Genomic DNA, 18613 nt, shown 5'->3' with positions numbered 1-18613 from the left:
TATTATGGGTTACAATTAAGAGGAGAGATTGCGAGGAGGGAAGTCGTGAGTATCTCTGGACAGGAATCCGCTTTGCACGATCAGCCCAACACCTTTACCGAGCCGCCCACACTGCAGATTCTCAATACGGTTCCGCTTGTCGATGGAGAACTGGTGGACTCGCTGCAGAGCGACAGCGACGTACTGCAATGGCTGGCCCAGGCTGGCTGGCCCGTTGCAAAAGAGTCCTCCAACCTGCGGCCATCTACCCTGCTCAACGCCGCGCGCAAGTTGCGCGAGATGATCCGCACGCTGGTCGAGAGGCGCAAAGCGGAAAAGCGTCTGGATGTCTCCACGCTCAACGAGTTTCTCTCCGAATCCCGAAGCTATCTCGAGCTCGCCACCGACAAGAGCGGCAGCACACACCTGACACGTCGCTGGAAACGCCGCACACCCGAAGAAGTTCTAGCGCCTCTGGCCGAAGCCGCCGCGGATTTCCTCGTCACAGCCAACTTCGATCTGGTCCGCCCCTGCGAAAGCGAGGACTGCGTCCTCTGGTTCTACGACCAGACAAAATCTCATCGGCGCAGATGGTGCAGCATGGCTACCTGCGGCAACCGCCACAAGGTAGCCGCCTTCCGCAAACGCCAGCAGAGCACAGCATAAAAGCGCAACCCATTGGATAGCGACCTGACACAGAATCAAGCCCCAAAGGGGTGATATATCCCAACCTGGGGCGCAAGCCCCAGGTACGAGACTCCACAACGAATCAAGGGCTGAAAGCCCGGTATATCTCGTCTGCACTAGCGAGATATACCGAGCTTTCAGCCCTTGATTCGTTGTGCGGTCTCTAAACCAGCCCCGTCAGCCTCAACGCCTCATCCACCGTCCCCGCCACCAGTAACCTCTCCCGATTCCCCCTCAGCATCCCTTCGCGTTCGCACACATCGAGAAACTCCAGCAGCGTGTCATAGAAGCCCACCACATTCAGCAGCACAACCGGCTTCGAATGCAGCTTGAGCGACTGCCATGCGAGCACCTCGAACAGCTCCTCGAACGTCCCAAAGCCGCCAGGCAGTATAAGAAAGGCATCCGCCTTCTCGCCCATCAGCGCCTTGCGCGTATGCATCGTGTCCACGACATGCAGTTCTGTAATTCCCTGGTGCGCAATCTCGTGATCGACCAGCACATGCGGAATCACGCCAACCACATGGCCTCCTCCAGCCAGCGCAGCATCGGCAACCGCGCCCATCAGTCCGATCTTCGCTCCGCCGTAGATCAGCCCCAGGTCATGCGCGGCGAGCGCCCGGCCCAGCTCTTCCGCACTCGCGCGATACTCCGGCCGCGTGCCTTCAGCCGCCGCACAGAATACCGCAATACTCTTCTTCGAAACAGACTCTGTCATCGACACAGAATACCGTTTTTGCGGTCGAGTATCATGGCCTTCTCACCCAACTACGAGACTGGAGTCAGTTCATGCGTACCTGGTTATCCTGCCGCTTTCTATCCATCGCCACGGCGTTCGCTCTAAGCATCCTGTTGTCCACAACCAGCGCCACCGCGCAGAACAAGGGCGAGCCCGGCAAGTTCGACTTCTATCTGATGAACCTCTCCTGGTCGCCGGAGTTCTGCGCAATACAGGGCGTCTCCCCGCAGTGTGCGGCCAAGCCTGGCTTCATCCTGCATGGTCTATGGGCGCAGAACAACGATGGCAGCTATCCCGTCTTCTGCAGTGAAGAGCACGGTCCCGCCAAGCCGTCGGAGAACCTTGACCTCACACCTGACCTCTCTCTGCTCGATCACGAGTGGGCCAAGCACGGCACCTGCTCAGCCGCTGGGCCGCAACGCTTCTTCGCAATGGAGCGCGAGGCCTATCACTCCCTGAAGATTCCGGCGGAGTTTACACACGTAGACCATGAGATCAGTCTGACGCCCGACAAGATTCTTGGATTGTTCTATGAGGCCAACCCAACGTTTCCACAGGGCAGCATTCTGTTGAGTTGTGGTCGCAATCACCTGACAGCCATCGAAGCCTGCCTCAGCAAAGATCTGAAACCGCTCGTGTGCCAGGGACTTCGTACCTGCCATGCCAACTCTGTGAAGATCACGCCGCCTGGAGCTACAGCTCAGGAATAGCGCATTTTTTTACTGCAGACGAAAAGCGACAACTGTTGAACTTGTCCGGGGCGATGAGCAAACTTGCTCAAACATGCCCCGGGCCCTCGAAGAGCGGCGCTTCAAACAGCGCACCGCTCTTACAACGACTACAGTTCAGGCCCGGCTCTAGCGAAGGGCGAGTGTGGTGCCGTTCAACTGGTCCGAAACCGTTGTGATCACAGCTCCAGCAGCATAGTTCGGCGAAGTCTCGACGGCGACGATCTGCTGTCCTTCTGTGAGCTTCACATCCACTGTCTTACCGGGCTGCAGAGTTACCTCAGTGTCGCCAGCCTTCAACTTCAGGGGCGCAGCCGAGTCGTTACGCAGCGTGAACTTCACAAACTTGACCTTCGCGAAGATCGCATTCACAGGTGCGTGGATTGCAGCGGGTGCTGCATACATGGCCTGTGCCGATACCAGCGAGGCCGCCATTACCATGACTCCAACAACAGAACGACGATTCATAACTACTCCTTGATAAAACGCTTTTGATTTAGACCGCGCTCTCTTCATCAGGGAACCGGTCGCAAAGGTCAGTACGCAGCGGTTCACGCATTGGTTCCGAGTTGTTGCAGATAAATTTAAGATTTATGCCACTGCAACATTTGCCCGTAACTAAAGAGTTTCCGCGCAACAAATGTTGCTTTCGTTTCCACACACGCTACGTCCATACACACTTACTAGCCGCGTCCATAAACGCACACTCATTGTGTCCACAAACGCACATGCGTCCATAAACGCACACCAATTCACACGCAGAGACACCCCCTGCAAAACTTCAATCTCCAACACAGATAAAATGGAGGTTGTGTCCGACCTTCTCGCCAATATGAACCCGCAGCAGCGCGAAGGGATTACCTCGGTCGATGGGCCCGTCCTGCTGCTCGCAGGCGCAGGTTCAGGTAAGACCAGAGTCATCACTCACCGCATTGCCTATCTAATCAAGGAGCGCGGCGTCTCGCCGGACAGCATCCTCGCAGTCACCTTCACCAACAAGGCCGCGAAGGAGATGGCCGAGCGCGTCGAAAAGATTCTCGGCCACTCGACTCTCGCCAGTCCCACACTCGCAACCTTCCACAGCTTCTGCGTGCGCGTTCTGCGCCGCGACATCGAAGCCCTGCGCGTTGGCAACGTTGGCCTCACGCGTTCCTTCGCCATCTACGATGAGAACGATCAGCAAGCTGTCGTGAAGCAAGCGCTCAAACGGCTCGGCATCGACGACAAATCCTTGAAGCCGCGCGTCGCCCTGGGTCGAATTTCATGGGCGAAAAACCACATGATCGACCCCCAGGAGTACTTCCTGGCCTCCACCAACCCGTTGGAGGAGAAGATTGCGCACATCTTCGAGATCTACAAAAAAGAACTCGCCAAGGCCAACGCGCTCGACTTCGACGATCTGCTGCTCGAAACCGTGCGTCTGCTCAAGTCCTCGAGCGAAGTGCGTGAACGCTACAACCGCAAGTACAAGTACCTACTGATCGACGAGTACCAGGACACCAACCGCCCGCAGTATGAACTGATGAAGCTGCTCGGCCGCCACGGCAACGTGTGCGTCGTCGGCGATGAAGACCAGTCGATCTACTCGTGGCGCGGCGCGGACATCCGCAACATCCTCGAATTCGAAAAAGACTTCCCCAACGTCCAGACCATTCGCCTGGAGCAGAACTACAGATCAACGCAGGTCATCCTCGAAGGTGCCAGCGCCGTCGTCGCGCAGAACACACAGCGCAAGGGCAAGAACCTCTGGACCTCGCGCGAAGGCGGCTCGCTCATCGGCTACTACGAAGCACCCGATGGCGAAAACGAAGCGCTGTTCATCGCCGATCGCATCAACAAGTATTTAAAAGAAGCCGGCGAAAGCGAAGAGCTGCCGCGTTGCGCCGTTCTCTACAGAACCAACTCGCAGTCGCGACTGGTGGAAGAGGCCCTGCGCCGCTATCAGATCCAGTACCACATGGTCGGAGGCTTCAGCTTCTACGACCGTGCCGAAGTAAAGGACATTCTCAGCTATCTGAAGCTGGTACAGAACCCGCACGACTCCATCGCACTTGGCCGCGTAGTGAACTCACCGCCGCGCGGCATCGGCAAGACCACGATGGACACGCTCGAACGCATGGCGTTAACCACCGGCATGAGTTCCTGGGACGCCATCGCCCGCGCCTCAGAAGACAAGCTATTACCCGCGCGTGCTCTCACCGCTCTCAACAGCTTTCGCCGTCTCATCGAAGACGCCAGAGCGATGCTCGGCCCGGACTTCCTCGCCGCGCTCACCGCAGACTCGCAACTCGAAACTCCAGACTCGCAACTGGCATCCGAAGACACATCCTTCGATCCAGCCTCCACCTCTTCTGCGGATAACGACACCAACTTCGACTTCGGCTTTGCCACAGAAGAAGAAGCACAACCCACCATCGTGGCCAACGACGCGAACACCAGCTTCGACACGAGCTTCAACTTCGACTTTGACTTCGGTCCCAGCGAAGAGATCAGCACCGTTGCCCCCGAGAACGCCAGCAGCTTCAACCCCTTCGCTCCGGTTCCACTCAAACTCTCTGCGAGCGACGTGATCAAGGAACGCCTCCGCCAGCAGAACGCCGAGACCCCGCAGGCCCAGGACGCGCCCGCTCCGTTCCGCAAGGCCGGCGACCCGGCCACACTACCCGAACTCATCAAGTTCCTCAACGAGCGTTCTGGCTACATCCGCGCCCTCGAAGACGAGGCCACACCCGAGAGCTTCTCTCGCATCGAGAACCTGAAGGAACTCGCCAATGCCGCGCAGGACGCAACCTCTCGCGGAGAGACGCTTGGCGAGTTCCTGGACCACGCCGCACTGGTCTCCGACGCCGACCAGTACTCCGCCGAAGCACGCGTAACCCTGATGACCCTGCATGCTGCCAAGGGGCTGGAGTTCCCCCTAGTCTTCCTCACGGGCATGGAGGAGGGCCTCTTCCCGCACTCGCGCACACTGGTCGACCCCACCCAGATGGAAGAGGAGCGCCGTCTCTGCTACGTCGGCATGACCCGCGCGATGGATACGCTGGTCATGACACGGGCACGCTATCGCCGCCGCTATGGCAACGACTCACCGGAGTCGTCGATGCCCTCACGCTTCCTCGAAGAAGTCCCGTCGAAGCTCGTCGAAGACCTCTCCCCAGCCTCCTACGGCGGAGCTTATTCGACCGCCTATCCCCAACGGGGCAAGCGCTTTGGGGCTGGCGACGACTTCGGTGGCGAACAGCACTACAGCTACGAGGACGAAGACCAATCGGGTGGACGCGGCAGTTCAGGAGCAAAGTCTTATGCCGAGCAGCGCTTTGGCGGCATCAAGCGAGGCACCGGCAGCGGCCCGCTCGACAACACCGCAGCCTTCTTCGGCAAGGGCGGAGCGGGCTTTAAACCTAGCGGTTTGAAGTTTGGAACGCGCTCCAAGGCGGAGTCCGACGCCCCCACCGGCCGCACTGGCATGGGCAAAGGCGCTCGTGTCCGCCACCCCAAATATGGCGAGGGCGTAGTCTTTGCGCGCGAAGGAGATGGGGAAGATGCCAAGCTTACAGTACAATTTAGTGGTCACGGCATGAAGAAGCTGGTCGAGAAGTTCGCCCAGCTCGAGCGACTGTAAAAGAGCGAAATCCCTATTTTGAGCGCTCACGCCGGCAAAGTATCCAGAAATTCCAGAAAGTTCAGAGAGAAGACATTCATCATGGCAAACACCTCATCCATCACCGACAAGATTGAGCGCAAGAAGGTCAAGCGCGCCGCCCGCAAGAAAGCCGCCCCCAAGGCCCCACGCACCGGAGCCCGCGGCGAGAACAAGGCCAAGGTCAAGAAGGCAGCACGCGGCGCCTCCAAGCGCTAAACAGCACCAGATTCAACGACGGCGGGCAGAGCTTAGGCTCCGCCCGTCGTTTTGTTTGTGGCTTCTCTCTTTTGCTTTTCTGGTTGTCATTCCGAGCGCAGCGAGCGAACCTGCTTGTCTCCCGTTCTTTGCTTGCACCTCCCAGATAGCGTGCAGGAAAGAGAAGAACGCATAGCTGGTGCTTACACATAGGAGTTTGTAGTGGCATAGGCGAAAAGCGGGAGAAAGCAGGTTCTCTCGCTGCGCTCGGAATGACAAACCAGAAAAACAAAGACCCCAAAGGCCATGTTTCTTAGTCCCTTCTTCGCCAATATTGACCACCATAGCTCCGCTCCGCATAAAATCACTCTACGTTTACAATCCCCCGCCGATGAGGAATGTGCACCTGGCCCGCCAAATCTTTGCCACAAAGTCCATCGACAAGCTGATCCACGAATCTGAGCGTCCCGAGAGTGCGCTCAAGAAAACGCTTGGTCCCGTCTCGCTCACCGCGCTGGGTATCGGCGCGGTCATCGGATCGGGTATCTTCACCGTCATCGGCACGGCCATCGGCGGCAACCCTTCCAAGCTTGCAGACTGGAAGGGCTCGCCCATCATCGATCTCATCCTGCACCATGGAGCCGTCGCCGGCCGCCCCGGAGCAGGCCCGGCACTCGCATTGTCACTTGTACTGGTGGCCATCGTCTGCGGCCTTACGGGCCTCTGTTATGCCGAATTGGCATCGATGATTCCCATCGCCGGCTCGGCCTACACCTACACCTACGCCACCCTCGGCGAACTCATCGCCTGGATCATCGGCTGGGATCTCATCCTTGAGTACGCCTTCTCCAACATGAGCGTCAGTGTCGGCTTCGCCGCGCACATCGTCGATCTGCTCGACTGGCTCGGCATCCACCTCAACCCCAAATGGCTCTCCCCGGCCTACCTGCCCCTGGGCCTGCAGGACCTCTCCGGCAAGGTCGACATCTTCCCCCCCGGCTGGCACTTCGGCTTCGACATTCCCGCCTTCATCATCGTTCTTCTGCTCACGGTGGTCCTCGTCCGTGGCATCCGGGAGTCCGCCCGCACCAACAACATCATGGTGCTGATCAAGCTCGCGGCCATCCTAATCTTCATCTTCTTCGGCCTGTCGTTTATCCACCCCGACAACTACCACCCGTTCTCCCCCAACGGCTTCTCGGGCGTGCTCGCGGGCGGATCGATCATCTTCTTCACCTACATTGGCTTCGACTCCGTCTCCACCGCCAGCGAAGAGTGCAAGAACCCCCGCCGCGACGTGCCCATCGGCATCATCGCCACGCTGGTCGTCTGCACCATCCTTTACATCGGAGTCGCCGTCGTCCTCACCGGCATGGTTCCGTGGCTCTCTATCGCCGGCGACGGGGCACCGGTAGTCGACGCCCTCAAACGCGTCTCGCTCACCCCCGGCGGCCACCGCCTGCACTGGGTAAGGCTCTTCGTGCTGCTGGGCGCCATCGTCGGCATGATCTCCTCAATCCTCGTCTTCCAGCTCGGCCAGGCCCGCGTGTGGTTCGCCATGAGCCGCGACAAGCTCCTTCCCGACGTCTTCAGCCGCGTCCACCCCAAGTTCCGCACCCCGGCCTTCGCCACCTGGGTCGCCGGCATCCTGGTCGCGATCCCCTCAGGTCTCTTCGACGTCGGCACCTTCGCCGAGATGTCGAACATCGGCACACTCTTCGCCTTCGTTCTGGTCTCCATCGGCGTCATCGTCCTGCGCGCCAAAGACCCCACCCGTCACCGCGGCTTCCGCGTCCCCTTCGGCCCGGTCATCCCCATCCTGAGCACCTTCTTCTGCGTCCTCCTGATGGCCGGCCTGCCCGCCATCACCTGGGTACGCTTCTTCCTCTGGCTGGTCATCGGCCTGGTCGTCTACTTCTTCTATAGCCGCAAGCGCAGCGAGTTCTACAAGGGCTAGAACAGTTTCATGACAGATATCCCTCTGGGCCACATCTCAATCTCTATGGATGTTTTTCGTTCGTACCACCCCAAATCTGTCATCTCGACCGAAGTGCGGGGTCCCCGGCGAACGCGTTCTTTGTTCGCTGGGGTGCAAGCATGACGGTTTTATGTCATGCGTAGCGGAGAGACCTGCAATTTGCTCGCATCGGCACTATCGAACGAATGACTCACCACACTAGCGGGAACTTTCTGATTCTCTGCCGCGTAAGGTTGGCATGTCGAAGTTTCTGCTTTCGCTCGTGTTCGCAGCGTCTCTGGGTTACTGCCGGAACGGTGTCGCCCAGCAACCCGCTCCTTCATTGCCGGTCTATGACGCCGTTGTGATCAAGCTGAACCATAGCCTTTCACGAGGCACGCACGTGGACAGGGACGACGCCTGGTTTCGAGCGACGAATGTGCCGCTCAAACATCTGCTCGTGAATGCGTATGGAATTCGCGAAGGCCAGATGTTTGGTCTGCCCGGATGGGCCGATTCGTTGCGGTTCGACGTCTACGCCAAGGTGACAGATCCGGACATGAAGGCCTTGAGCAGTCTTTCGCGCGAACAGCAGCAGGCAATGCTCGCCGCCATCCTTGTAGATCGCTTTCATCTAAAGGTACATACCGAGCCCAAGACGCTTCCTGTGTACGAACTGGTCGTCGCAAAAAACGGCCCGAAGCTTAAGGTGAGTGCAGTTGCGCCGGATGCGACAGGCCCCGGCAACATGAATGTGCACAATACGGATATGACTGCCTCGGGAGTGACGCTATCGGACCTGGCGGGAAACCTATCCTTTCCACTGGATCGCACCGTAATCGACAAGACGGGCCTCACAGGTCGATACGATTTTCGTTTGCAATGGACAGCAGATAACGTTGCGAACAGTGCCGCCGATAACGGTGCGGCTGATGCTCTACCGAATCTCTTTACGGCGATCCAGGAGCAGCTTGGACTGAAGCTCCAGCCAGCGAAGGGTCCGGTAGAGACGCTGGTGATCGATCACGTGGAACAGCCTACGGAAAACTAAACGCATCAAAGTTAACTCCGGCGCTGGCCTGCGCGAAAGCCATATGTTGGAGCCACGCAAGCCAGGGGGACTGTTCTAGTTCGCGGTAGGAGTCTCCTCCATGTGGTCAATCACTAGGACGGGGTAGGGGCGCTTGGTCTTTTCTAATTTCAGGCCCAGCTGTCTGCTAATCGCGTCGAAGACCGAGAGAGCGCCATTGGGATCGGCGCTGTTGGAGTCGGAGTTGCCGGTACCGCCGCCGGTATTGGGAAGGATCTTATCGGCGGAGCTGAAGCTGAGAGTGAAGTCGTAAGAGCCCTTGATGCCAGTACCGTCGACGACGGGATTGTAGATGTACCCGTTAGCTACGTGTTGGAGCTCATCGCCAATCTGAGCGATCGTCATATTCTGGCAGGTGATGAGTCGGTTGAGGACAGGACTATCCGTCCGAGGGTCTTTGCCATCAGGACCTGGTCCTTCCTTACATCTGGTACGCTCGGTCGGGTCGAGGGTCGGCTTGAGTCTGGGCTTAACTGCTACCAGAGTGTAGGCGGTGACCGGGCGATCCTCCATATGCCATTTCATCTGAAAACGTTCGGCGATCAAGGCCCGAAGCATGCTGCGGAGGTCTTCATAGTTGATCAGGTTGCCGGAGGAGAATTTGTCGACGCGAACGTTGTCTCCGGCTTTGGCGAGGAAGTCGAACTTAGCGCTGTCGAGCCATTTGGGAGCGTTGGCAATGCTCTCTTTGTTGTTCGGATTGAGGTCCCAGCCGAAGGTCATGAGAAACATGAGGGGGATCGCGCGGGTCTCGATCTGGTTGCCGGTGATGCGACCATAGCCCCTCTCATCGGGCGCGCTGGGTTTGATCACGGCGACTTCGAAGGGTGACGCAGGCGGCTCGGGAAGGGCTTCGGCTATATTGGCGGCGTTGGGAGTAGGAGTTTCGTCAACGCTCGCAACCTGGAAGACAGGGCGGGGCGCCGTTTTGAGTTCGAGCTTGAGGCCGAGTTGCTTTTCTACAGCGGCGAAGATGGAGATGCCGTCGGCACCCTGCTTATCAAGCTGTCCGTGCCTCGTCCACTTGAGGGTAAAGTCCCAGCTCCCGGCGAGGTTGGTCTCATCAATAACAGGTTGATCGAGATAGTCGCCTGCGAAGTTATGGAGGGTGTCGGCGAGAGCCGCCATGGTCAGGCCCTTGCAGTTGACGGCGTTATAGGACGGAGCGCCGGGAGGAGCGTTTTGCGGCGGAGGGACAGGAGCGCAGGAACCTTCGCCGTTCCCTTCCGACTCGGTCATCTTCGGCTTTCCAGGGATAGCAGAGAGGATGTAAGTCGGCATAGGAGCAGTGCCGCTTTTGACGACGAGATGAAAACGGTCGGCGAGCAGAGAACGAAGCATGAGCTTGACATCGTCCTGCGTAGTCTTGGGAGGCACTGTGGCGCGGATATCGTAGCGGTCGCGCTCCAGCCAGGAGGGACCTCCATTCACGTTGACGGCATCGACCCCATAAGCGGTGGCGATGAGATCGACCATGGTGGCCTGGTAGAGAAAATAGCGGTCACCCTGGATGGAGTTGCCATGCATGAACGGATTCGACGTGAACGAGCTCGTGTGGACGTCGGCGATGACGAAGGATTTGGGGACGGCGGCGGTCTGGGCCAGCGACGAGACGGAGAGAAGCGCGAAAAGGGCGAAGGCTGCTCGCATGGGAACCTCAGAGGTGACGCAAATATAAGACTGAAGGTTATAGGCCCGAACGTGCAAGTGTGGCTGGATTAAGATTGGCCCGGGAAACAGTAAGCCGTGTTTTCGGCAACTGTACGTGGTGATAGACGCCGCGGGACCGGATTCGTCTTGAGAAAAACGCTTGGCGGAAGTAATCCAGCAAAGCCGCGGTGTGGCTCAGCGAGTGCATTGGCTGTTAGCGACAGTTGAGAACCCAGCGCCCCGCCACATTCTTGGACAGTAGCCACATACGAACCCTCAGCTGCTAGCGAAGAGCGGGATGAAAAATCTGACGCACTGTCTCTCGGAGCCACATATGCAACGGATCGCTTTCAAAGCGTGGGTGCCAGACCATGAAGTACCGGATCGGCGGGATCTCTTTCGGTGCTTTCAGACTTCTCAAATCATGAAGCGCTGCCACAGGCTCTGCGAGGCGAGCAGGCATCGTTAATGCCAGGTCTGTGGTTTCCAGCATACGAAGTGCCGCAAGGAGAAAGGGGACATGAACTGCCAGACGGCGCTGGAAACCAGCTTCTCCAAGTGGCCGGTCAATAAGGCTCTGCAGGTTCGGTTGCATCTCTACTGAGACATGCCGGAAGGTCAGATAATCTTTCGTCGTCAGAAAAGCCCGGGAATGTTTCAGCTTGCGCCCTAGAACGCAGAAAAACACATCGTCGAACAATGGCTCCGACCGAAACGTCGACGGCGCGGACAATGGACTCAAGATCAGGTGCGTTGTAACCAACCCGGTCTCTTCGTGGATCCGCTCGTGCCACGGAACCGCCTCGAGCGTAATCCCAGGCGCGAGACGTCCACAGATCTCCGCAAGCGGCGCCAACACGACACTGCTTGCATAGTCGTTCATCGCCAAGCGGATATGTCCTTCGCTTTGCGCAGGAGAGAAGGTCTCTCCCGCCCAGATCCTTGCCAATCGAGGCATGACTTGCGCCAGTTCGTCGAGCAATTCGCTACCGCGTGGCGTTAACTCATAGTTGCGTCCCGTTCGCACCAGCAACTCGTCTCCCAGTTCCGATCGTAGGCGATCCAGCGCGCGGCTCATGGCGGATTGACTGAGATGGATGCGTTCCGCGGCCCGGGTGACATTGCGCTCATGAAGTAAAGCCTTGAGAGGGACGAGTAGGTTGAGGTCGACGTTTCGGAACTGGACTTTACTCATGCCTAAGGTGCATACCTTCCATTCCAACAATGCATGGTGCGACTACATCCCCAGAATACTCCAATCGCAAAAGGAGAACTGCCCATGCAGGACAAACCCGTCGCTCTCGTCACTGGTGCTAACCAGGGGATTGGTTTCCACATCGCAAAAGATCTCGTCAAGCACGGCTTCACAGTGCTGGTTGGCTCGCGCAACTTCGAGCGCGGAGGCGCCGCTGCTAAGGCGATCGGTCCGGACGCCCACGCCGTTCAGCTCGACGTAACGGATCGGGAGTCGATCAGCGCGGCGGCGGTGCGCATTCGTATTGAGTTTGGTCGCCTCGATGTGCTCGTGAACAATGCCGCGATCTCAAACACGAGTAAACAGCCCGGACAGTCGGTCGAAGAGTACTCCAAACTGAACCGCCCGAGCACCGTGTCGATCGACGAAGTGCGCACCATATGGGAGACCAATGTATTCGGCACATTGGCCGTGTATCAAGCGATGCTGCCTCTGCTCCGCGAGGCCCCGGCGGGGCGAATCGTCAACGTCTCAAGCGGTGCAGGTTCGTTGGCGAGGGTGGCGGACCCGTCCTTCCCCTATCGCCATATCTTCGGGCCTGGTTACTCCGCGTCCAAGACAGCCATGAATGCTATGACGCTGACCATGGCAATCGAGCTGGAGTCAACGGGCATCAAGGTGAATGCCTGCTCGCCTGGGTTCATCAAAACCAACCTGAACGCCTATGAGGGCACGGGATCGGTCGAAGAGGGTGCGCTCGAGCCGGTGCGTCTCGCTCTGCTCGGACCCGACGGCCCGACGGGTACCTTCACGCGCTGGGAAAATGAAACCATCCCGTGGTAACGGGATACGTCGACAATTGAACCGTGGATAGGCGCTTTGGCTGCACATAGACGGACGAAAGGACACACGCCATGAATCACCGCACATTAGGCGGCACCGGCATCAAAGTCAGCCCATATTGTTTGGGCGCTATGATGTTCGGCGGCATCGCCAACTCCGATCACGACGAATGTATTCGTATCATCCACAAGGCCTTAGATTCGGGCATCAACTTCGTCGACACCGCTGATCGGTATAGCAGCGGCGAGTCCGAGGAGATCGTCGGGAAAGCGCTGAAGGGACGTCGCCAAAATGTAGTGCTCGCCACCAAGGTGAACGGCTCCATGGGCGAGGACCCGAACCAGCAGGGAAATTCGCGCCGTTGGATTACGCAGGCAGTGGAGGCGTCGCTGCGCCGTCTGCAGACCGACCACATAGACCTTTACCAGATCCACCGGCCTTCGCCCGACACCGACATTGAGGAGACGCTCTCAGTGCTTACCGACCTGATCCGCGAAGGCAAGGTGCGCGCCATCGGGTCATCGACCTTCCCTGCTTCCGAGATCGTAGAGGCTCAGTGGGTAGCGGAGCGCCGAGGTCTTGCCCGCTTCCGCGTCGAGCAGCCGCCTTATTCGATTCTCAACCGCAATATCGAACAGGAGGTTCTGCCCGTGTGCCAGAAGTACGGGATGGGGGCACTTGTCTGGAGCCCGCTGGCCAAGGGTATGCTCACCGGTCGCTATCGCAAAGGCCAGTCGCTACCCGAAAGCCTGCGCGTCAAGGTTTTTCTCAAACAGATGTCCGACGAGAGCAATCTGGACGCAGTTGAACGCCTCATCCCCATTGCGGAACAGGCTGGGATGTCGCTGACGCACATGGCGATTGCTTTTGTGATGGCCCACCCCGGCGTGACCTCGGCCATCCTGGGCCCCCGCACCATGCAGCAGCTAGACGATCTGCTTGCAGGCGCTGAAGTCGCTCTTACCGACGAGATCCTGGACCGCATTGACGAAGTCGTTGCGCCGGGAACCGACGCGGGACCGATGGGCGCACTTTACACACCGCCCGCAGTGACTCAGGCGAGCTTGCGGCGGCGTCCAGATCGAGTTGCAGTTTGACCGAAGCACTCGAACGTGCAATTGCGAAAGCTTCCTCGATTTACGCAAAATCGCCAATGTACTCATCGAGCCAGTTGATTATTTCCCACAAGACGACTTACAAGTACCGATCCGCACGAGTGACCGTTGTGCGGATCGGCTCCCCTTCTGAGTTGTAAAGGCTCCTCAGTCGTTTTGCCCGAAGTTCGTTGACCGGGTCACAGCTTCCCACGCAGTAAACTCCGACCGAAGTGCCTCAAATTCCTTCTGCACATACTCGAAGGCATCGGGGCCGAGCAGAAGATGCAGAGGCGGCTCCGTAACCGTTAGAAAATCTGCGATCGCTTTACCGGCCCTGGCCGGATCTCCTGGCTGCTGTCCACTTCTCGCTTTACGTGCTTCCCGAATAGGGTTGAATACAGCGTCGTAATCAGAGAGGGTGCGTTCTGAGCGCACCATGGAACGGCCCGCCCAGTCTGTCCGAAACATGCCAGGCTCCACAGCCGTGACGTAGATGCCGAGCGGTCGTACCTCCTTGGCCAGCGACGACGAAATCCCTTCGAGGGCAAACTTGCTTCCGTGGTAGTACGAGAGCCCCGGCATCGTCATCAGGCCTCCCATCGAGGTCACGTTGAGGATGCGGCCTTCGCGTCGCGCACGCATATTGGGCAAGACCGCTTTCATCATGGCGACGGCACCAAAGACGTTCACCTCGAACTGCTGGCGCAACTCCTCCATGGAGCTTTCTTCCAGCGTGCCCTCGTGGCCGTACCCCGCGTTATTGATGAGCGCATAAACCGGGCCGACATTTTGCTCAATCTCTTCGACCACCGAGGCCAACCGCTCGGGAGCTTCGGTCACATCGAGAACTCGTGCGAATGCGGCTCCAGGTTTCAGTTGCTCGAATTCCAGCGCTGCGTCCGGCTTCCGCACAGTGCCTACGACTTTGAAGCCAGCCTCAAGCAGGGCTTGAGCAAATGCCCTGCCCAGTCCGCTGCTTGTGCCGGTAATGATGACGACCTTATTCACTTCTTCCTCCCATAACGATACCGAGGGTATCGTTTCTATAGAATATGATACTGACGGTATCGTTAAAGATGCATTTTGTATACGGAGCGTGAGGGAGATATGGGGACAACAGGGCGACCGCGGAGCCAGGCAGCCCATGCTGCCATCCTTAAGGCCGCTCTCCGCCTGGTAGCGAAGCGCGGCTTCCGTGCCGTGAGCGTGAATGAGATTGCAGCCGAGGCCGGTGTCGGAAAGATGACGCTTTACCGGCACTGGCCCAACAAGGCAACTGTTGTGATGGATGCGCTGCTTGAGTTGATCGGAGCTGAAACAGCCTTCCCCGAGGCGGACAGCGCACTCGAAAGCCTTCGGCGGCAGCTCTATCTGCAAGCTGCCTTCTTTCGCAGCTCCCGAGGCAATCTAATCCGTTCCCTGGTGTCTGAAGCCCAGTCCGACCCTGAGCTTGCGACAGCTTTCCGTGACCGCTGGCTCAATCCACGACGGGAAGGTGTTCGCCAAAACATACAGGCCGCGATCTCGGAAGGTTCTTTACGAGCTGACTTCAATATCGACACCGCAATCGATCAGCTCTACGGATCGCTCTACTACCGGCTGCTACTCGGTTCAGGGGCTATCGATGAACAGTTCATCGAGGATACGTATCAACAATTTCTAACCGGGCATAAAGCAAGGCAGTCTGTTCGGAGATAAAGCTTGAGACTAGAGAGTTTTGATCAGTCCCCCGAAACGCGCTTCTCGTCATTTGATATGCGTACTCGAAAGGTTACGGTCTTCGTGGTTCGTGTGATTTAAACAGCTCATGGTGAGACGATGTCCTCGCACGTGCGAGGACATCGTCGTTTATGGCTTATATCCGAGGCGAAGGCCGTAGTCAGGGCACCCTATTTCCTGTGATGCTGGATGACCTTATTCCTGCCGATCCTATGTGCCGGGCGGTGGATGCGTTGGTTGAGCAACTCGCCATGGACAAGCTTGGCTTCGAACGGGCGCAGCCTGCCGATACTGGCAGACCGGGCTACCTGCCTTCAAGTGCGCCCATCGATTTCTCCTTTAACTGTCCGCTGTTCACACTGTTCTGTATCACCAGCAACACCATGACCGAAAGGCAGAGGGCCTAACGCGCCGCAACGTCAGTCGTGTTCCAGTACGCCTCCAGCCATCGATCGAAAGTGTGGGTCACTGGATATTCGCGCCGCACCTCTTCAATATTGAAGTGAAAGCCCTTTTCTTCGAACCAGTGGTACATCACCGTCAGCTCCCGTCCCATGTTCTTCTCGAACTGATCCCAGGAAACCTGAACGTACTTCACCTCTCGCGCAGTCACGCGGCTGAATACGTCGGCAATCTGTTGCATCGATAATTCATCACCCGCCAGCGAAAATGTCCTGTTCTTCCATTTGCCGGGATGCTCAAACGCAAGGACTGCAAACGCGCCAATGTCATCCACCGCTATCATCTGCAAGGTTGCCGTCGGGCTTAACGGCTGCTGGAGTTGCCCGTTCCGGATCGACGCGCCGAACCCTCTGTGCCAGTTCTCCATGAAGAAGACGGGCCGCACAATCGTATACAGTAAGCCGCTCGATCGCAGATGCTCTTCCACTTTGACTTTGCTTTCGAAGTGAGGGATACCTGTCTCTTCGTCGGCCGAACCTACTGAACTGTAAACGAAATGGCTGACGCCCTGCCGCTTCGCCGCCTCGATGACCGCCACTCCCTGCTGGATCTCATTGGCCGAGTGGGGTTGCACGGAGAATACGCCGTACACACCCTCCATCGCACGCATCAAGCTGTCGGGATCATCGAGGCTTCCCTGAAACACTTCCTCCTCGGACCCCATCAGTTGACGTGCTTGGTTGCTATTGGGATCCCGCACCAGCGCGCGCAACTTGAATCCTTTCTTCTGCAGCTGCCGGTACACGGCGCCTCCCTGCCTACCGGTGGCGCCTGTCACCAAAATGATTCGTTCGCTGTTCTTCGACTCGCCCAATTTTTATCTCCTTTGACTTTCTGTAGTCCGCACACATACGGAACGTACGTTACAGATGTAGTGAACCGTGCACCGGATTCACGATTTTGCACTCTAATATCAAGAGTGGCGAGCAAGGTTATGAAAACCGGAAACGGAAAGACGGGACGACCGATCAGCTTCGATAAAGACGCAGCGCTTGAGGCTGCGATGTTGCTCTTCTGGGAGAGGGGCTTTGAAGGTACTTGCATGACCTCCCTTACGCAGGCGATGGGCCTGAATCCCTCAAGCATCTATGCGGCCTTCGGAGACAAGCACGCCTTGTTCCAACTCGCGGTAAAGCGCTATATGGGAACCCGGGCACAATACGCAACGGTGGCGCTGGAGGAACCGACTCTCGAAAAGGTTGTTCGTGCGCTCTTCGACAATACGGTTGCGTTCCTCACCACGCCCGGCCATCCGCCGACTTGTATGACGCTGGCGGGCGCGATGGGCGGCAGTGTAGAGGCTGCCCCGGCGAGAGATCTCATGACGGAAATACGGCGACAGAACGAAGTCGCCATGAAGGAACGCTTTCTACAAGCGCGAAAGAGCGGAGAGTTGTCTAAGGATGTCAACGTGGACGACTATACCCGGTATCTCTCCTCGATCCTCGCAGGTCTATCCATCCAGTCAGCGAATGGTTCGACAAAGGCGGAACTCAAGCGAACCGCGGAGATGGCCCTTCGGCATCTGGGTTGCTGATGCTGTTGCTTGCTGCGGCTCCAGCTACCTTCCCGCACACCCTTGGGAGCAGTCTGTTCCCTCTCCACGCTGGCTACTGACGAGAAGACGACTTCGCGTTACTAAGCTGAGGTCAATTTAAAGGTAGTCCTCTCTAGGTCCGATCTGATCTTGAGTTCTCGCGATGCCGCATGTTGCGTAAATCAGTGAGCAAGCCCGGGCCGCTGGGGATCCAGGCAAGCTTTTGACGCGTGAATGCCCCCGATGCAGCGAGATCGATAGTCGCGAGTTGCGCTATCGCTCCGAAGTATTCGAGTGCCGCGTCCGGCGGGATCGATTTTACCGGGAGCCGCAAGCCGTCACCGATGGCCTCAGCTACCTCGCGCATCGCGATGCCTTCCTCGGCGACGGCATGGTAATGCGCCCCTGCCTCACCCCGTTCAAGCGCAAGACGGAAGAGTTGCGCGGCATCGGAAACATGAACAGCAGGCACCCGATTTGCTCCGTCGGCGACGTACGCGACCCAACCTTTCTTTAGCGCCAAGTCTACGTGCAGCGAGATTCTTCCTTGCTTTTGATCGTCGTGTACCTGCGGAAGGCGAACGACAACGACATGCGCTCCGCTGTCGATAAGAGCATCCGATGCCTCCTCAGTAGCTCCGCGCGGAAACTCGTCCGATGTGAGATGGGGATCGGTCTCGAGTGCGATGCCACCGCTCTTCGAGCGAACCAGGCCCGTGCCCGAAGTCACGACGAGTGGACGGTCCGACCCCTTCACAACCGCCCCAAGCGTCTCAATTACTTTGCGGTCGTTCTCACTACTCTGCTTTATGTTGGCGAAGTCGTGATGGAAAGCCGTATGGATGATACCGTCGCTCGACTGCGCGGCAGTGCGCAGATGGTACAAGTCGTTGACATCACCCCGGACCACCTCTGCGCCAGCGCGAACGAGCGCTTCAGCGCCTGCATCTGAGCGGCACAGCCCAACAACATGATGACCAGCTTGGATCAGTTGTGGAACAAGAAAGGAACCCATGAAGCCGGCTGCACCTGTCACAAACACTCGCATGATGACGCCTCCTGGACGTAGAAACTGCCTCGCGAGAGTGCAGC

At 58.0% G+C, this 18613-nt stretch carries 18 protein-coding genes; 11 read left to right on the top strand and 7 right to left on the bottom strand.

Annotated elements, in window-relative coordinates; genetic code table 11:
* The first annotated feature begins 45 nt into the window (after positions 1-45).
* Positions 46-645: an ABATE domain-containing protein gene (locus tag GSQ91_RS09500; RefSeq protein ID WP_254064464.1), complete on the top strand. Its 600-nt coding sequence runs from the start codon at positions 46-48 to the stop codon at positions 643-645.
* A 184-nt stretch (positions 646-829) separates the two neighbouring features.
* Here the strand turns inward: GSQ91_RS09500 and GSQ91_RS09495 are convergent, their stop codons facing one another.
* The gene (locus GSQ91_RS09495) at positions 830-1384 is read right to left on the bottom strand and encodes a TIGR00730 family Rossman fold protein (RefSeq protein ID WP_158821290.1); all 555 of its coding nucleotides are present in this window, start codon (positions 1382-1384) and stop codon (positions 830-832) included.
* Between the two features lie 71 nt (positions 1385-1455).
* Here GSQ91_RS09495 and GSQ91_RS09490 point away from each other — a divergent pair, with 71 nt between their 5' ends.
* Positions 1456-2115, top strand: a complete 660-nt coding sequence (locus GSQ91_RS09490) for a ribonuclease T (RefSeq protein ID WP_158821289.1) — start codon at positions 1456-1458, stop codon at positions 2113-2115.
* Positions 2116-2262: 147 nt separating this feature from the next.
* Here the strand turns inward: GSQ91_RS09490 and GSQ91_RS09485 are convergent, their stop codons facing one another.
* The gene (locus GSQ91_RS09485; protein ID WP_158821288.1) at positions 2263-2601 is read right to left on the bottom strand and encodes a hypothetical protein; all 339 of its coding nucleotides are present in this window, start codon (positions 2599-2601) and stop codon (positions 2263-2265) included.
* A 343-nt stretch (positions 2602-2944) separates the two neighbouring features.
* Between GSQ91_RS09485 and GSQ91_RS09480 the strand changes: the two genes are divergently transcribed.
* The 4 genes from GSQ91_RS09480 to GSQ91_RS09470 all read left to right on the top strand — a co-directional run bounded on the left by GSQ91_RS09480 (position 2945) and on the right by GSQ91_RS09470 (position 8979).
* Positions 2945-5755 carry an ATP-dependent helicase gene (locus GSQ91_RS09480; protein ID WP_371417099.1) on the top strand — a complete coding sequence of 937 codons (2811 nt, stop codon included), beginning with the start codon at positions 2945-2947 and terminating at the stop codon, positions 5753-5755.
* Positions 5756-5836: 81 nt separating this feature from the next.
* The gene (locus GSQ91_RS25590; RefSeq protein WP_174240665.1) at positions 5837-5992 is read left to right on the top strand and encodes a hypothetical protein; all 156 of its coding nucleotides are present in this window, start codon (positions 5837-5839) and stop codon (positions 5990-5992) included.
* A gap of 370 nt (positions 5993-6362) precedes the next feature.
* Positions 6363-7928: an amino acid permease gene (locus GSQ91_RS09475; protein ID WP_158821287.1), complete on the top strand. Its 1566-nt coding sequence runs from the start codon at positions 6363-6365 to the stop codon at positions 7926-7928.
* A 259-nt stretch (positions 7929-8187) separates the two neighbouring features.
* Positions 8188-8979 (top strand): TIGR03435 family protein, encoded by a 792-nt coding sequence (locus tag GSQ91_RS09470; protein ID WP_158821286.1) that lies wholly within the window; start codon positions 8188-8190, stop codon positions 8977-8979.
* Positions 8980-9054: 75 nt separating this feature from the next.
* On the opposite strand, the gene GSQ91_RS09465 is transcribed toward GSQ91_RS09470, so the two are convergent.
* Complete coding sequence (locus tag GSQ91_RS09465; protein ID WP_158821285.1) at positions 9055-10668, bottom strand: TIGR03435 family protein; 1614 nt, start codon at positions 10666-10668, stop codon at positions 9055-9057.
* A gap of 283 nt (positions 10669-10951) precedes the next feature.
* Positions 10952-11893 carry a LysR family transcriptional regulator gene (locus tag GSQ91_RS09460; protein ID WP_158821284.1) on the bottom strand — a complete coding sequence of 314 codons (942 nt, stop codon included), beginning with the start codon at positions 11891-11893 and terminating at the stop codon, positions 10952-10954.
* Between the two features lie 54 nt (positions 11894-11947).
* On the opposite strand from GSQ91_RS09460, the gene GSQ91_RS09455 reads away from it, so the two are divergent.
* Complete coding sequence (locus GSQ91_RS09455; protein WP_158821283.1) at positions 11948-12706, top strand: SDR family oxidoreductase; 759 nt, start codon at positions 11948-11950, stop codon at positions 12704-12706.
* A gap of 71 nt (positions 12707-12777) precedes the next feature.
* Positions 12778-13803, top strand: coding sequence for an aldo/keto reductase (locus GSQ91_RS09450; protein WP_158821282.1), 1026 nt, complete (start codon positions 12778-12780; stop codon positions 13801-13803).
* Between the two features lie 165 nt (positions 13804-13968).
* On the opposite strand, the gene GSQ91_RS09445 is transcribed toward GSQ91_RS09450, so the two are convergent.
* Positions 13969-14811: an oxidoreductase gene (locus GSQ91_RS09445; RefSeq protein ID WP_254064461.1), complete on the bottom strand. Its 843-nt coding sequence runs from the start codon at positions 14809-14811 to the stop codon at positions 13969-13971.
* A gap of 99 nt (positions 14812-14910) precedes the next feature.
* Between GSQ91_RS09445 and GSQ91_RS09440 the strand changes: the two genes are divergently transcribed.
* Positions 14911-15501, top strand: a complete 591-nt coding sequence (locus GSQ91_RS09440; RefSeq protein ID WP_158821280.1) for a TetR/AcrR family transcriptional regulator — start codon at positions 14911-14913, stop codon at positions 15499-15501.
* Positions 15502-15653: 152 nt separating this feature from the next.
* A complete protein-coding gene (locus GSQ91_RS09435) occupies positions 15654-15929 on the top strand; it encodes a hypothetical protein (RefSeq protein ID WP_158821279.1) in 276 nt (91 codons plus the stop codon).
* On the opposite strand, the gene GSQ91_RS09430 is transcribed toward GSQ91_RS09435, so the two are convergent.
* Positions 15926-16798, bottom strand: coding sequence for an NmrA/HSCARG family protein (locus tag GSQ91_RS09430; protein WP_158821278.1), 873 nt, complete (start codon positions 16796-16798; stop codon positions 15926-15928). The genes GSQ91_RS09435 and GSQ91_RS09430 overlap by 4 nt on opposite strands.
* A gap of 120 nt (positions 16799-16918) precedes the next feature.
* On the opposite strand from GSQ91_RS09430, the gene GSQ91_RS09425 reads away from it, so the two are divergent.
* Complete coding sequence (locus GSQ91_RS09425; protein ID WP_158821277.1) at positions 16919-17521, top strand: TetR/AcrR family transcriptional regulator; 603 nt, start codon at positions 16919-16921, stop codon at positions 17519-17521.
* 133 nt (positions 17522-17654) lie between these two features.
* Here GSQ91_RS09425 and GSQ91_RS09420 read toward each other — a convergent pair whose 3' ends face one another.
* Positions 17655-18569 (bottom strand): SDR family oxidoreductase, encoded by a 915-nt coding sequence (locus GSQ91_RS09420; protein ID WP_158821276.1) that lies wholly within the window; start codon positions 18567-18569, stop codon positions 17655-17657.
* Positions 18570-18613 lie beyond the last annotated feature (44 nt).

The sequence above is a fragment of the Granulicella sp. S156 genome (assembly GCF_009766105.1).
In the GTDB taxonomy this organism is placed as follows: Bacteria; Acidobacteriota; Terriglobia; order Terriglobales; family Acidobacteriaceae; genus Granulicella.
Note: the sequence above shows the minus strand (reverse complement) of the source record. Positions and strands in the feature narration are given on the sequence as shown.

What these genes read in the sequence shown, in the direction of transcription:
- GSQ91_RS09495 (WP_158821290.1), bottom strand. Translation starts at nt 1,384, where the DNA reads ATGACAGAGTCTGTTTCGAAGAAGAGTATTGCGGTATTCTGTGCGGCG.
- GSQ91_RS09490 (WP_158821289.1), top strand. Translation starts at nt 1,456, where the DNA reads ATGCGTACCTGGTTATCCTGCCGCTTTCTATCCATCGCCACGGCGTTC.
- GSQ91_RS09485 (WP_158821288.1), bottom strand. Translation starts at nt 2,601, where the DNA reads ATGAATCGTCGTTCTGTTGTTGGAGTCATGGTAATGGCGGCCTCGCTG.
- GSQ91_RS25590 (WP_174240665.1), top strand. Translation starts at nt 5,837, where the DNA reads ATGGCAAACACCTCATCCATCACCGACAAGATTGAGCGCAAGAAGGTC.
- GSQ91_RS09475 (WP_158821287.1), top strand. Translation starts at nt 6,363, where the DNA reads ATGAGGAATGTGCACCTGGCCCGCCAAATCTTTGCCACAAAGTCCATC.
- GSQ91_RS09470 (WP_158821286.1), top strand. Translation starts at nt 8,188, where the DNA reads ATGTCGAAGTTTCTGCTTTCGCTCGTGTTCGCAGCGTCTCTGGGTTAC.
- GSQ91_RS09465 (WP_158821285.1), bottom strand. Translation starts at nt 10,668, where the DNA reads ATGCGAGCAGCCTTCGCCCTTTTCGCGCTTCTCTCCGTCTCGTCGCTG.
- GSQ91_RS09455 (WP_158821283.1), top strand. Translation starts at nt 11,948, where the DNA reads ATGCAGGACAAACCCGTCGCTCTCGTCACTGGTGCTAACCAGGGGATT.
- GSQ91_RS09450 (WP_158821282.1), top strand. Translation starts at nt 12,778, where the DNA reads ATGAATCACCGCACATTAGGCGGCACCGGCATCAAAGTCAGCCCATAT.
- GSQ91_RS09440 (WP_158821280.1), top strand. Translation starts at nt 14,911, where the DNA reads ATGGGGACAACAGGGCGACCGCGGAGCCAGGCAGCCCATGCTGCCATC.
- GSQ91_RS09435 (WP_158821279.1), top strand. Translation starts at nt 15,654, where the DNA reads ATGGCTTATATCCGAGGCGAAGGCCGTAGTCAGGGCACCCTATTTCCT.
- GSQ91_RS09425 (WP_158821277.1), top strand. Translation starts at nt 16,919, where the DNA reads ATGAAAACCGGAAACGGAAAGACGGGACGACCGATCAGCTTCGATAAA.
- GSQ91_RS09420 (WP_158821276.1), bottom strand. Translation starts at nt 18,569, where the DNA reads ATGCGAGTGTTTGTGACAGGTGCAGCCGGCTTCATGGGTTCCTTTCTT.